The sequence below is a fragment of the Salmonella sp. SAL04196 genome, assembly GCF_046550835.1.
GTDB classification, from domain to species: Bacteria; Pseudomonadota; Gammaproteobacteria; order Enterobacterales; family Enterobacteriaceae; genus Salmonella; species Salmonella enterica.
On the sequence record NZ_JBGDXE010000001.1, the window covers coordinates 865,905 to 879,509 of the forward strand.

At 51.9% G+C, this 13,605-nt stretch carries 11 protein-coding genes; 9 read left to right on the forward strand and 2 right to left on the reverse strand.

The features are described from left to right. Nucleotides 1-169: 169 nt before the first annotated feature. The 9 genes from ttrB to lpp all read left to right on the forward strand — a co-directional run bounded on the left by ttrB (nt 170) and on the right by lpp (nt 11,958). Nucleotides 170-904 (forward strand): tetrathionate reductase subunit TtrB, encoded by a 735-nt coding sequence (gene ttrB / locus ACLJPE_RS04445; protein ID WP_001523928.1) that lies wholly within the window; start codon nt 170-172, stop codon nt 902-904. Beyond that, nucleotides 905-1,927: a tetrathionate reductase subunit TtrC gene (gene ttrC, locus ACLJPE_RS04450; RefSeq protein ID WP_023232836.1), complete on the forward strand. Its 1,023-nt coding sequence runs from the start codon at nt 905-907 to the stop codon at nt 1,925-1,927. After that, on the forward strand, nt 1,920-4,982 hold the full coding sequence (gene ttrA / locus ACLJPE_RS04455; RefSeq protein ID WP_023207840.1) for a tetrathionate reductase subunit TtrA: 3,063 nt from the start codon (nt 1,920-1,922) through the stop codon (nt 4,980-4,982). The genes ttrC and ttrA overlap by 8 nt, the downstream gene beginning before the upstream one ends. Nucleotides 4,983-5,304: 322 nt before the next feature. After that, entirely contained in the window at nt 5,305-6,531 is a 1,227-nt protein-coding gene (locus ACLJPE_RS04460) for a PfkB family carbohydrate kinase (protein WP_023229600.1), read from the forward strand. Nucleotides 6,532-6,542: 11 nt separating this feature from the next. Further along, nucleotides 6,543-7,280 carry a glutamine amidotransferase gene (locus tag ACLJPE_RS04465; RefSeq protein ID WP_000697187.1) on the forward strand — a complete coding sequence of 246 codons (738 nt, stop codon included), beginning with the start codon at nt 6,543-6,545 and terminating at the stop codon, nt 7,278-7,280. A gap of 58 nt (nt 7,281-7,338) precedes the next feature. After that, entirely contained in the window at nt 7,339-8,232 is an 894-nt protein-coding gene (locus ACLJPE_RS04470; RefSeq protein WP_023251816.1) for a proline iminopeptidase-family hydrolase, read from the forward strand. A 21-nt stretch (nt 8,233-8,253) separates the two neighbouring features. Next, nucleotides 8,254-9,597 carry an APC family permease gene (locus tag ACLJPE_RS04475; protein ID WP_023232838.1) on the forward strand — a complete coding sequence of 448 codons (1,344 nt, stop codon included), beginning with the start codon at nt 8,254-8,256 and terminating at the stop codon, nt 9,595-9,597. A gap of 401 nt (nt 9,598-9,998) precedes the next feature. After that, complete coding sequence (gene pykF, locus ACLJPE_RS04480; protein ID WP_000751447.1) at nt 9,999-11,411, forward strand: pyruvate kinase PykF; 1,413 nt, start codon at nt 9,999-10,001, stop codon at nt 11,409-11,411. Nucleotides 11,412-11,721: 310 nt separating this feature from the next. Continuing rightward, a complete protein-coding gene (lpp, locus tag ACLJPE_RS04485) occupies nt 11,722-11,958 on the forward strand; it encodes a murein lipoprotein Lpp (RefSeq protein ID WP_001082307.1) in 237 nt (78 codons plus the stop codon). Nucleotides 11,959-12,025: 67 nt separating this feature from the next. On the opposite strand, the gene ACLJPE_RS04490 is transcribed toward lpp, so the two are convergent. Together ACLJPE_RS04490 and sufE are read right to left on the reverse strand one after the other, a co-directional pair. After that, the gene (locus tag ACLJPE_RS04490) at nt 12,026-13,027 is read right to left on the reverse strand and encodes a L,D-transpeptidase family protein (protein ID WP_000817051.1); all 1,002 of its coding nucleotides are present in this window, start codon (nt 13,025-13,027) and stop codon (nt 12,026-12,028) included. A gap of 154 nt (nt 13,028-13,181) precedes the next feature. Beyond that, on the reverse strand, nt 13,182-13,598 hold the full coding sequence (sufE, locus tag ACLJPE_RS04495; RefSeq protein ID WP_000729470.1) for a cysteine desulfuration protein SufE: 417 nt from the start codon (nt 13,596-13,598) through the stop codon (nt 13,182-13,184). Nucleotides 13,599-13,605 lie beyond the last annotated feature (7 nt).

The window sequence follows — 13,605 nt, forward strand, 5'->3', positions numbered from 1 at the left end:
GTCAATTATGTTGTTTTAGATCAACAACAAGCCGGGTATGTGGTTAACCACAATAGAGTGCACCCCGTCTCGATTTTTACACTGTAAATCATCAACATTTTTTATTCATTACACATGAACCAACATCGTGACAAATGTTTCATTGTTGGCAATGTGGACGGGAGTCAATATGGACAGCAGTAAACGGCAATTTCTCCAGCAGCTCGGCGTCCTGACCGCTGGCGCCTCGCTGGTTCCGCTGGCTGAAGCGAAATTTCCTTTTTCGCCGGAGCGGCATGAAGGCTCTCCCCGACACCGTTACGCCATGCTTATCGACCTGCGGCGTTGTATCGGCTGTCAGTCCTGTACCGTAAGTTGCACTATTGAAAACCAAACGCCGCAGGGCGCGTTTCGTACGACCGTGAACCAATACCAGGTCCAGCGTGAAGGTAGTCAGGAAGTCACGAATGTGCTGTTGCCGCGTCTGTGCAACCATTGCGATAACCCCCCCTGTGTGCCGGTCTGCCCGGTACAAGCCACCTTTCAGCGGGAAGACGGCATTGTGGTGGTGGATAACAAACGCTGCGTCGGCTGCGCCTATTGTGTCCAGGCGTGTCCTTACGACGCTCGATTTATCAATCATGAAACGCAAACTGCCGATAAATGCACGTTTTGCGTCCATCGTCTGGAAGCCGGGCTGTTACCCGCTTGCGTAGAGTCCTGCGTCGGCGGCGCGCGTATTATTGGCGATATCAAAGATCCCCATAGCCGCATCGCCACCATGCTTCATCAACATCGCGACGCTATCAAGGTATTAAAGCCGGAAAACGGCACGTCGCCCCATGTTTTCTACCTGGGTCTGGACGACGCCTTTGTCACCCCATTAATGGGCCGTGCGCAGCCCGCGCTTTGGCAGGAGGTCTGAATGACGCATTCACTCATCATTGAAGAAGTGCTGGCTCACCCGCAGGACATTAGCTGGCTGCCGTGGGCGGTACAATATTTCTTTTTTATTGGCATTGCCGCCTGCGCCGCACTGTTTGCCTGTTATCTTCACTGGCGGAAAAAAGACGCCGCAACAGAAGAAAATCGGGCATTACTGATTGCCATTACCTGTGCGATTACCGCACCGCTGGCGTTGACGGCGGATCTGCACCAGACCGCCCGCGTCTGGCATTTCTATGCCTGGCCGACGCCCTGGTCGTGGATGCCCTGGGGAGCGTTGTTCCTGCCGCTGTTTACCGGATTTCTCGCTCTGTGGTTCCTGGCGCAGCAGATAAAACGATTATTCAATAAAAGTTACAACGTCACTAAATGGTTGGCGTTAGCCAGCGCGCTTTGCGCGGTGGGCCTGTTGATTTATACCGGCCGCGAAGTCTCCGTTGTGCTGGCGCGCCCAATCTGGTTTAGCTACGCCTTCCCCGTGGCGATGTTTCTTAGCGCCTTACAGGCGTTCTTCGCGCTGATGATTGTCGCCGCCCGACGCGACTCGGTAAGGCTGCAAAAAATACTGTGGGGACAACTCTGGACGCTGGCGGCGCTGGGGCTGGTCGTGGCCATGTGGGTCAGCGGCGATACGCTTTCCGGCACGGCAATCCGTCAGTGGATTTCCGTCGCCCTGTCAGCCAAATATTACGCTGTCGGCTGGCTAGCGCTGTGGGTATTCACGCTGCTGTTCTGTAGCCTGGCGCTACGTCATCCGTTATCGCAGCTAAGACGCGTTCTGCTGGCTCTGAGCGCGCTGGCGCTATGTTGGCTGATGCGCTGGACATTGTTGATTCAGGTACAAACCGTCCCCAAGTTCAACGCGCAATTTAACCCTTACTCGTTACCAGGCGGAACGGATGGCTGGCTGGCTATTCTCGGCACCTTCGGCCTGTGGATAGCGCTACTGATTATTATTCGTGAAACGCTGAACGGACTCACCAGGAGATTACAACATGGCTAATTTAACCCGTCGTCAGTGGCTAAAAGTCGGTCTCGCCGTCGGTGGGATGGTCACTTTTGGTCTGAGCTACCGTGATGTGGCGAAACGCGCAATTGATGGCCTGTTAAACGGGACGTCCGGCAAGGTAACGCGCGACCGCATCTTTGGCAATGCGTTAATTCCGGAGGCGCAGGCGCAAACGCACTGGCAGCAAAATCCACAACAAACCATCGCCATGACGCAATGCTTCGGCTGTTGGACACAGTGCGGTATCCGCGCCCGGGTTAATGCCGATGGCAAAGTGATACGCATCGCCGGCAATCCCTATCACCCCTTGTCGCAGGAACACCCGATTGACTCGTCCGTCCCTTTTAGCGAAGCCATGGAGCAACTGGCGGGAGAAAGCGGTCTTGACGCCCGCTCAACCGCCTGCGCGCGCGGCGCCACGCTGCTGGAAAGCCTGTACAGTCCGCTGCGACTGCTTGAACCGATGAAACGCGTGGGTAAACGCGGCGAAGGGAAATGGCAGCGCATCAGCTTTGAGCAGCTTATTGAAGAAGTCGTGGAAGGCGGCGATCTGTTTGGTGAAGGTCATGTGGACGGACTGCGCGCGATTCATGCGCCGGATACGCCAATTGACGCAAAGCACCCCAGTTTCGGGCCCAAAACCAATCAGTTACTGGTCACGAATACCAGCGACGAAGGCCGCGATGCGTTTCTGCGTCGTTTTGCGCTAAATAGCTTCGGCAGCAAGAATTTCGGCGCGCATGGCGCCTACTGTGGACTGGCTTACCGGGCCGGCTCCGGGGCGCTGATGGGCGATCTGGATAAAAACCCGCATGTCAAACCCGACTGGGAAAACGTGGAGTTTGCGCTCTTTATGGGCACCTCCCCGGCACAGTCCGGCAATCCGTTTAAACGCCAGGCGCGTCAGTTGGCGAGCGCCCGGCTGCGTGAGAATTTTCAATACGTCGTGGTCGCCCCCGCCCTCCCCTTATCAACGGTGCTCGCCGATCCTCGCGGTCGCTGGCAACCGGTCATGCCCGGCAGCGATTCGGCGCTGGCAATGGGGATGATCCGCTGGATCATGGATAATCAACGTTATAATGCTGATTATCTGGCGATTCCCGGCGTACAAGCGATGCAGCAGGCCGGCGAGCAAAGTTGGACCAACGCCACGCACTTGGTCATTGCGGATGAACTGCCGACGCTTGCCGGACAACACCTGACGCTGCGCCATCTTACGCCCGATGGCGAAGAGACCCCTGTCGTGCTGAATACCGACGGCGAGTTGGTCGATGCGTCCACTTGCCGACAGGCACGGCTTTTCGTGACGCAATACGTTACGCTCGCCGACGGCCAACGGGTCACGGTGAAGAGCGGGTTGCAACGCCTGAAAGAGGCGGCAGAAAAGCTCTCGTTGGCGCAATACAGCGAACAGTGCGGCGTACCGGAAGCGCAAATTATCGCGCTGGCGGAAACCTTTACCAGTCACGGACGTAAAGCTGCGGTCATCAGTCACGGCGGCATGATGGCCGGCAATGGGTTTTATAACGCCTGGTCGGTCATGATGCTTAACGCGCTGATCGGCAACCTCAGCTTGTCCGGCGGCGTCTTTGTCGGCGGCGGCAAATTCAACGGCGTTAGCGACGGCCCCCGCTACAACATGAACAGTTTTGCCGGAAAAGTGAAACCGTCCGGGTTGAGTATTGCCCGTAGCAAAACCGCTTATGAAGCATCGGAAGAATACCGCGACAAAATTGCCGGCGGGCAATCCCCTTATCCAGCCAAAGCGCCGTGGTATCCCTTTGTGGCAGGCCAGCTTACCGAACTGTTGACCTCCGCGCTCGAAGGCTATCCTTATCCGCTTAAAGCCTGGATTTCCAATATGAGCAACCCGTTTTACGGTGTTCCCGGTCTACGCGCCGTGGCGGAAGAAAAGCTAAAAGACCCTCGCCGATTGCCGCTCTTTATCGCGATTGACGCCTTTATGAATGAAACGACGGCGCTGGCGGATTACATTGTGCCGGATACGCACAATTTTGAGAGCTGGGGCTTTACGGCACCCTGGGGCGGCGTAGCCAGTAAAGCCACTACCGCCCGCTGGCCGGTTGTCGCCCCCGCCACTCACCGAACGGCGGACGGGCAACCTGTCTCAATGGAAGCATTTTGTATTGCGGTAGCAAAACGGCTCCATCTGCCCGGCTTCGGCGACCGGGCGATAACCGATCCGCAGGGCAATACTTTTCCACTGAACCGGGCGGAAGATTTCTATCTGCGCGTAGCCGCTAATATCGCCTTTATGGGCAAGACGCCGGTCGCGCCGGCAAATCAGGAAGATATTTCGCTTACCGGCGTCAGCCGCATTCTGCCAGCAATTCAGCACACGCTTAAAGCTGATGAGGTCGATCGCGTGGCGTTTATCTACTCGCGTGGCGGCCGGTTTGCGCCCGAGGATAGCGGCTATACGGAGCAACGGTTAGGTAACGCGTGGAAAAAACCCTTACAGATCTGGAATGCAGATGTCGCCGCCCACCGTCACGCCATCACCGGGGAGCGTTTCAGCGGTTGCCCGGTCTGGTATCCGGCGCGTTTGTCAGATGGTCGTGCGATTGACGACCAGTTTCCCATTGGACAGTGGCCGCTGAAACTGATTTCATTTAAATCAAACACCATGTCCAGCTCAACAGCCGTCATCCCGCGCTTACACCATGTGAAGCCAGCAAACCTGGTGGCGCTGAATCCGCAAGACGGCGAACGTTATGGACTGCAACATGGCGATCGGGTACGGATCATTACGCCGGGCGGTCAGGTCGTGGCGCAAATCAGTTTGTTAAATGGCGTGATGCCAGGCGTCATCGCCATCGAACACGGATATGGTCACCGCGAGATGGGCGCAACGCAGCACTCTCTGGATGGCGTGCCTATGCCGTATGATCCACAAATCAGGGCAGGCATAAATCTTAACGATCTGGGCTTTGCCGATCCGACAAGAACCATTACCAATACCTGGCTCGACTGGGTTTCTGGCGCGGCAGTACGTCAGGGGCTGCCGGCAAAAATCGAGCGTATATAACCCCAGGGCCGGAGAGCGATATCGTCTTATTTCGTCGAGGGTAGCGACTGATAAGCGAACGCTGTCCGGCTGCATATACTCACTGAATCGTGCAAGCCCAACTATTTTACGTTCACCCCGTCATATTACATAGAAAATATATGACAACACTCACAAAACTATTTTCCCCTTCTGTAAGCAATTAATATTTAACACATTGGCTGCGCTTCTGATTATTGACATTCATTTGGGGTTACTTCCGGTTGACCGCATAATCTGTGATTGAATTCACCGCATGACAACATTGCCATAAATACAATTCAACTCACTACCCGGAGGCAATATGTTTAAAGAAGAAAGACGTCATGCCATCATTAATTTACTGATAAAGGATAATAGTGTTAGCGTCAGTAAACTTTCAGACCTTTATAAGGTTAGCCAGGAGACTATTCGTTCCGATCTACGCTATTTCCAGAAATCAGGTATGCTTCAGCGTTGCTATGGCGGAGGGATTTTAAACCGTGACGCGCTGAGTAAGCTTATCACTGAAAATAAGATTGATATCTCCAGCACTATCGCCACGCCAATCCATCAGGATGCAAAACTGCGCCGGGAAAACACAAAAAAAGCAGGCAAGGTGTGTGTTTTAGGCTCATTCAATATTGATGTTTCAGCAACCGTGCCGTGGTTTCCACAAAGCGGAGAATCCATTCTGGCCAGTCAATTTGGATTCTATCCTGGCGGTAAAGGAGCCAACCAGGCTTTAGCGGCAAACAATGCCGGCGCTGCGGCGCATTTTATTTTTAAAGTGGGCAAAGATCAGTTCAGCGCATTTGCTATGAATCATATTATTCAATCAGGCATCACCTCATACAGCGCGTATCAAACAGATAAAGCGCCCACCGGTAGCGCATTGATCTATGTCTCCGCCGTGGATGGCGATAATATTATCGCCATCTACCCTGGCGCCAATATGATGCTCACCACGCAAGAGATTAACGAGCAACACCGTTATATCGCCGAGTCTGACGTTATGCTAATGCAGCTCGAAACGAACATTGAAGCGTTGACTGAATTTATTCGCATGGGAAAACAAGAAAATAAAATGATCATGCTGAATCCTGCCCCCTATACGAAACAGGTGACGCATTTATTATCTGATATTGACATAATCACGCCGAATGAAACTGAAGCCTCTTTTTTATCCGGCGTAACCATTACTGATATTAATGATGCGAAAAAAGCCGGAAATATTATTCTGCAATCCGGGGTGAAAAAAGTCATCATTACCCTTGGCGCCCGTGGTTCTCTGCTCTGTGAGCACGCCCGCACGTTGTATATTCCTGCGTGGAGCGCCGTGGTAAAAGATGCCGCCGGGGCCGGTGACGCTTTTAATGGCGCCTTAGCCGCCGCGCTGGCGCGACAAGCAGACATGGTCGCAGCCATTCAATATGCCTCCGCTTTCGCTTCTCTGGCGGTGGAACAAGTCGGTGCGTCGAGTATGCCTCAGCACTTGCAGGTTTTACATCGAATGCGTACCCAATCTAATAAAGTCATTAACATTAATTAACAGGTGACATAATGAAAATTTTATTTATTGGCGAATCCTGGCACATTCATATGATTCACTCTAAAGGTTTTGATAGCTTTACATCGAGCAAATATGAAGAAGGCGCAGACTATTTATTATCCTGCTTACGCCAGGGTAATATCGATGTGGACTACATGCCTGCCCATATTGTGCAAACTCGTTTTCCACAAACCGCCGAAGCATTAGCCTGCTATGATGCGATCGTCATCAGTGATATCGGTAGCAATACGTTCCTGCTACAAAACAGAACGTTTTATAATATGGATATTATTCCTGATGCATTACAACTTATCGCGGATTATGTTGCTGAGGGCGGCGGTCTGTTGATGATCGGCGGGTATTTATCCTTTACGGGAATAGAAGCAAAAGCCAATTATAAAAATACGGTTCTGGCGGAGGTATTGCCGGTTGATATGCTGGATGTAGATGACCGCGTAGAACTACCGCAAGGATGTAAAGCAGTAAATACTGCGGTAGAGCATGTTATTACCCAGCCATTTAGCGAATGGCCGCCGCTGTTGGGCTATAACAAGCTTATCGCCAAAGAAAATAGTCAGGTCCTTGCTGAAATTAATGGCGATCCACTGTTAGTTATGGGTACTTACCATAAAGGGAAAGTATGTTGCTTTGCCAGTGATTGTTCGCCGCACTGGGGAAGTCCGCAGTTTCTGCAATGGGAACATTACGCCACCTTCTGGTGTAATGTTTTACACACAATAAAAAAATAATATTATCCAAGCGAATATAAATTTCGCCTGCCCTGCCACACACTGAGTCATTAAGAATATGAATGATACTTATCTCTATGGCGAAATGTTTTCTGAAAACATATTGACAAGCTATCGGATTTATGGAGACAGAAAATCATTACTCACGCCGCTCATTATCCTTCACGGCGGCCCTTCTGGCGGCTTTGATTATTTATTAAATTATCGCCGTCTGGCTGATGACGGGCGCATGGTAATATTTTACGATCAATATGGCTGCGGTCGTTCAACGCATTTTCCTCATGCCGACGCGTCTTTCTGGACTATTGCGCGTTATCTCCGTCAATTAACCCAATTAATTCATCACCTGGGTATTGGGCACGGGTATTCGATACTGGGACATTCCTGGGGCGGAATGCTTGCAGCAGAGCACGCCTGCTTACAGCCTGCCGGGCTTCGCGGGACGATACTGGCCAGTTCGCCGGCCAGTATCGCCCTGTGGCAACAGGAAGCCACACGGCTCTTTAACGCTCTGACGCCAATGTCCGATGACGATATCAAAAACGTCATTATGCCCGCCGTCATTTATCAAAACCCACCGGAACAGCTGGTCGCTTATTATGCCAGGCACGTTTATACCCTCGCGGAAGAAGCCGTTCATGTTCAGCGATCTAATGCGCAGTTCGCCGCCGACCCTACGGGTTATCACATTTTATGGGGAACCAATGAACTGGCGGCAAATGGCAAACTTGCCGACTGGGATATTACGCCCCATTTGTGCCAGATACGCTGTCCTGTTCTGGTACTGCGCGGCGAAAACGATCAGGCAACCGAGCGCGTCGTCTCTCCGCTGCTCTCTCACATTTCAGACTGCCGCGCGGTCACTATTCCCGGCAGCAGCCATAACCCACATGAAGAAAATATCGCGCCCTGCCTCGCAGCGGTAAGCGCGTTTTTACGCGATCTGGCATAAAAAGCCATTAAGGTATTTATCATGAAAAAAGTCAAAAAATTGTCTCTTACCGATTTAGTGCTTTATGGTCTGGTGTTTATGGTGCCTATCGCGCCAGTCTCTCTTTATGGCGTCGTTTATAATCTTTCGCACGGTATGGTTGCGCTGGTTTATATTATTGGCGCGATCGCGATGTTTTTTACCGCGTACAGCTACTCTACCTTATCGCAACATATCTCCTCGTCGGGTTCGGCCTATGCGTATGCTGGCGTATGCATTAATCCCGCCGTAGGGTTTCTGACCGGATGGATATTACTGTTGGATTATCTTTTGTTCCCTACGCTCGTGGCAGTGCTGGGCGGCGTCGCGGTCCACGCTATTTTACCGCAAATCCCGGTCTGGGTCTGGCCGTTGATTTATGTGGCTATTGGCACCGGAGTCAACTATCTCGGGATACAGCAAACGGCGAAATTTGATAAGTTACTGGTCTTCATTCAACTCGGTATTCTGGCGATTTTCGTTCTGCTCATTGTCCGTCTGTTGATGCTGGACAGTAGTCAGATAACGCTTTCCTTCCGGCCTTTTTTCGATTCACAGTGGTTCACCCCAGGGCTCATCGCGACGGCGATTTCGGTGGCTGCGCTGAACTTTCTCGGCTTTGACGCTATCAGTACATTAAGTGAAGAAAGCGAAGGCGGGGGACGCGCCGTCAGTAAAGCAACGCTGTTGGCGTTAGTTTTGGCGACGGTACTGTTTATTATCGTTGTGGCGTTTGCGGCGTTCGCCACCGGTAATGTCGACCGCTTCGCAGAAGGTAATGCGACGAATGAAGCATTTTTCACCATTGCCGGCAACGTTGGCGGTATCTGGCTCAAAGTGGCGTTTTCCATCATTGTGGCGTTTGTGTGCGCCGTCGGCAACATTATTACCGCGCAAACGGCGGTGTCCAGAGTGCTATTTTCAATGGGGCGCGACCGAATGTTGCCCGCCTTCCTCGCTCACGTCCATACCACGCGTAAAACGCCGGATTATGCCATTCTGTTTACCGGCGGCGTCACCCTGCTGCTCAGCTACCTGTTTTCCGGCAAGATTGAATCTATCTCCACGCTGGTGAACTTTGGCGCGCTTTTCGCTTTTTTTGTCGTGAACCTGTGTGTGTTTATTCTGTTCAATTTCCGGATGAAAGCCCAGCGGCGCATTTTCGCCCGTGTCATTTCGCCGATCATGGGGATGATCGTCATCGGCTACGTCTGTTTAAACATGAACATTCACGCTCTGATACTCGGAATTAGCTGGGCGGCGATCGGGATAGCGATTCTGTGCTATCGAAAAGCACACAACCAAAACATCGCCATCGACCTGGAAGGCAAAAAGTTGCTCGATTGACATTATGCGCAACAACACCCATTGTTGCGCAACGCCGCCCCTGTTCGGGCGGCGTCATCGCCAGCGACATCGTAAACAGCGTAATAACAAACCGTTGTGGATCTGCACAGATGTCTTTTGAAACAGGGTTTTCATTTTCCTTTTTTGTAAATTTCAGCGTATAATGCGCGCCAATTGTCTCTTGAATGGTTTCAGCGCATTGGACTGTAAAACTCAACGACTAAAATTATCCCCTTCCCGTTGGGCTGAAACGCGAGCACACATTCCTCTGCACGCTCTTTCGATGTCACCTATCCTTAGAGCGAGGCATCATCACTTTAGCAACACAGGCTTAGCTTCCGGGCCGTGCGCGCCCGAAGCCAGATTTCCATATCCTCCTCAACTTAAAGACTAAGACTGTCATGAAAAAGACGAAAATTGTTTGTACTATCGGTCCGAAAACCGAATCCGAAGAGATGTTAAGCAAAATGCTGGACGCGGGCATGAACGTGATGCGTCTGAACTTCTCTCATGGCGATTATGCAGAACACGGTCAGCGTATCCAGAACTTGCGCAACGTGATGAGCAAAACTGGTAAAAAAGCCGCTATTCTGCTTGATACTAAAGGACCAGAAATCCGCACCATTAAACTGGAAGGCGGTAACGACGTTTCGCTGAAAGCGGGTCAAACCTTCACTTTTACCACCGACAAATCCGTGGTCGGTAATAATGAAATCGTTGCCGTCACCTATGAAGGCTTCACCAGCGACCTGAGCGTTGGCAACACCGTCCTGGTTGACGATGGTCTGATCGGTATGGAAGTGACCGCCATCGAAGGCAATAAAGTAATTTGTAAGGTGCTGAACAACGGCGATCTGGGCGAGAACAAAGGCGTTAACCTGCCGGGCGTTTCTATTGCTCTGCCGGCGCTGGCTGAAAAAGACAAACAGGACCTGATCTTCGGTTGCGAACAGGGCGTTGACTTTGTTGCGGCGTCCTTTATCCGTAAACGTTCTGACGTTGTCGAAATTCGCGAGCATCTGAAAGCCCACGGCGGCGAAAACATCCAGATTATCTCTAAGATCGAAAACCAGGAAGGCCTGAACAACTTCGATGAAATTCTCGAAGCTTCCGACGGCATCATGGTTGCGCGTGGCGACCTGGGCGTAGAAATCCCGGTTGAAGAAGTGATTTTTGCGCAGAAAATGATGATCGAAAAATGTATCCGCGCACGTAAAGTCGTGATCACCGCGACTCAGATGCTGGATTCTATGATCAAAAACCCGCGTCCGACCCGCGCAGAAGCAGGCGACGTTGCGAACGCCATCCTCGACGGTACGGATGCGGTTATGCTGTCCGGCGAATCCGCAAAAGGGAAATACCCGCTGGAAGCCGTTTCTATCATGGCGACCATCTGCGAACGTACCGACCGTGTCATGAACAGCCGTCTGGACTACAACAACGACAGCCGTAAACTGCGCATTACGGAAGCGGTATGCCGCGGTGCGGTAGAAACTGCCGAAAAACTGGAAGCGCCGCTGATCGTGGTAGCGACCCAGGGCGGTAAATCCGCTCGCGCCGTGCGTAAATACTTCCCGGACGCCACCATCCTGGCATTGACCACCAATGAAGTGACCGCCCGTCAGTTAGTACTGAGCAAAGGCGTGGTATCGCAGCTGGTGAAAGAAATCAATTCTACTGATGATTTCTACCGTCTGGGCAAAGATGTCGCCCTGCAAAGCGGCCTCGCCCAGAAAGGCGACGTCGTAGTGATGGTCTCCGGCGCGCTGGTTCCAAGCGGCACCACTAACACCGCCTCTGTTCACGTACTGTAATAATTGTTGTGTGAATTAATTTGTTTAAAAAAGCGCCCTTCCGGCGCTTTTTTTATTTAATCGATAGCCACTATTAATAAAAAAATCAAATCGGATTTTACTATCTAATTGCGGATTATCTAAGAAGAATCCGATGGAAGCCCCCTGTTTTCTTTCGGTTTTTTAGGGACTTTCATGCATTTCGATGCTTCTTTGAGCGAACGATCAAAAATAAGTGCATTCCCATCAAAAAAATATTCTCAACATAAAAAAGTTTGTGTAATACTTGTAACGCTACATGGAGATTAACTCAATCTAGAGGGTATTAATAATGAATCGTACTAAACTGGTACTGGGCGCGGTAATCCTGGGTTCTACTCTGCTGGCTGGTTGCTCCAGCAACGCTAAAATCGATCAGCTGTCTTCTGACGTTCAGACTCTGAACGCTAAAGTTGACCAGCTGAGCAACGACGTGAACGCAATGCGTTCCGACGTTCAGGCTGCTAAAGACGACGCAGCTCGCGCTAACCAGCGTCTGGACAACCAGGCTACTAAATACCGTAAGTAATAGTACCTGCGTAATAAAAATGGCGCACATCGTGCGCCATTTTTTTGTCCGTCGTTTGCTGCGAAGGCTACTGCGTCGCGCGCGTTTGCCCCTCTTCCCCGACAAAACCGTTCTGAGCGGATTCGACTGCGGTCGTATTTACCGCTGGCGTCTGCCCGGCGCTCACACTGACAGGATACCCGGCTCGCCGGTATAGCGCCTTATCGACCAGGCGACTATCCACCCCTTGCGCGTTTCTGAACGCGGTAAATTCCGCAGGCAACACGTAGGGCATCGTCTGCACGTTTTGCTCTTCTTCCGGCGATAGCGGCCTGTGTACCTCTACATAACGAATGCCATTCGGCTCGACAGAGAATTTCACCGGCTGGTTAATCACTTTTACCGGCGTCCCCGTTCTGACCTGCGCAAATAACGCCTTGATGTCCGGCGCGTTCATGCGAATGCAACCGGAACTCACGCGTAGACCCACGCTATCCGGCGCGCTGGTGCCATGAATGAGATATTCCCCATTACCGTGCGCCAGACGCAGCGCATAGCGTCCCAGCGGGTTATTTGGCCCGGCAGGGATCACCGGCGGCAGCGTGATCCCCCGCTCAAGCGAACGTTGGCGTATGCCCGCCGTCGGCGTCCACGTCGGGTTGGGGATCTTTTGCCCTATCCGGGTGTCCATGACGGGAGTTTCCAGTCCCTGCAAACCGATGCCGATGGGGTACACCTGAACGCGGTTTTCTCCCGGCGGGTAATAATACAGCCGTAGCTCCGCGAGGTTGACGATAACGCCTTCCCTGGGCGCATCCGGCAATAGCATCTGCGAGGGAATGGTAATTAGCGTACCGGGCTTAGGCACCGGCGCAATCGTATTGTTCGCCTCAAGAATGAGCATCGCCGCCGTATCAAAACGCCGGGCGATAGCCTGCAGGTTTTTATCACCTTCCTGTACGGTATAGGTTTGATTCTGACCAATAAGACGGCTGCCTTCGGGCGGTAATGGATAATCAACCGCCCAGGCTGCCTGTAGCGCGCTATACGCGCCGATAATAGCTAGAGTAATGAAAGACGCACGTTTCATACCAAACCTCCTGTATTCCTGGTGATGTCCTCTGCGACGGCTGATAGCGCTTCGCTTATCAGAACAACAAAATATACGCTCTATCCACTCTGGATAAAGCGACGTCGCCGTCCGACAAAGGATTTGACATCAGGTAGAACGCTGTCTGTACAGTTTAGCTAAGAGTGGCGGCCTTAGCGCGAATTGCGCGAATCATTGCTTCCAGCCCCTGAGAACGAGAAGGCGTGAGGTGCTGCGTAAGCGCCATTTTTTCGAACCATGGCCGGACATCAAAATGCACAATATCCTGCGCCGTCATTTGGTGGTACAAAATAAATACCACCGCCATAAGGCCTTTAACGATCGCCGCGTCGCTGTCGCCCTGCAATTCGATAATGCCGTTGGCGTTTCGCCGCATCACTATCCACACCTGGCTCTGACAGCCATGAATCGTATTTTGCGGATTGCGATCCTGCGGATTTAACTCCGCCAGGCGCTGCCCCAACTCAATAATATATAAATATTTCTCTTCCCAATTAGCGCAACGCGTAAAGTTACGCAGCAATTTTTCTTTATCCGGTAGCGCAGCCATAAAACCT

Coding starts and splice junctions, on each gene's coding strand:
- ttrB (WP_001523928.1), top strand. CDS start 170: ATGGACAGCAGTAAACGGCAATTTCTCCAGCAGCTCGGCGTCCTGACC.
- ttrC (WP_023232836.1), top strand. CDS start 905: ATGACGCATTCACTCATCATTGAAGAAGTGCTGGCTCACCCGCAGGAC.
- ttrA (WP_023207840.1), top strand. CDS start 1,920: ATGGCTAATTTAACCCGTCGTCAGTGGCTAAAAGTCGGTCTCGCCGTC.
- ACLJPE_RS04460 (WP_023229600.1), top strand. CDS start 5,305: ATGTTTAAAGAAGAAAGACGTCATGCCATCATTAATTTACTGATAAAG.
- ACLJPE_RS04465 (WP_000697187.1), top strand. CDS start 6,543: ATGAAAATTTTATTTATTGGCGAATCCTGGCACATTCATATGATTCAC.
- ACLJPE_RS04470 (WP_023251816.1), top strand. CDS start 7,339: ATGAATGATACTTATCTCTATGGCGAAATGTTTTCTGAAAACATATTG.
- ACLJPE_RS04475 (WP_023232838.1), top strand. CDS start 8,254: ATGAAAAAAGTCAAAAAATTGTCTCTTACCGATTTAGTGCTTTATGGT.
- pykF (WP_000751447.1), top strand. CDS start 9,999: ATGAAAAAGACGAAAATTGTTTGTACTATCGGTCCGAAAACCGAATCC.
- lpp (WP_001082307.1), top strand. CDS start 11,722: ATGAATCGTACTAAACTGGTACTGGGCGCGGTAATCCTGGGTTCTACT.
- ACLJPE_RS04490 (WP_000817051.1), bottom strand. CDS start 13,027: ATGAAACGTGCGTCTTTCATTACTCTAGCTATTATCGGCGCGTATAGC.
- sufE (WP_000729470.1), bottom strand. CDS start 13,598: ATGGCTGCGCTACCGGATAAAGAAAAATTGCTGCGTAACTTTACGCGT.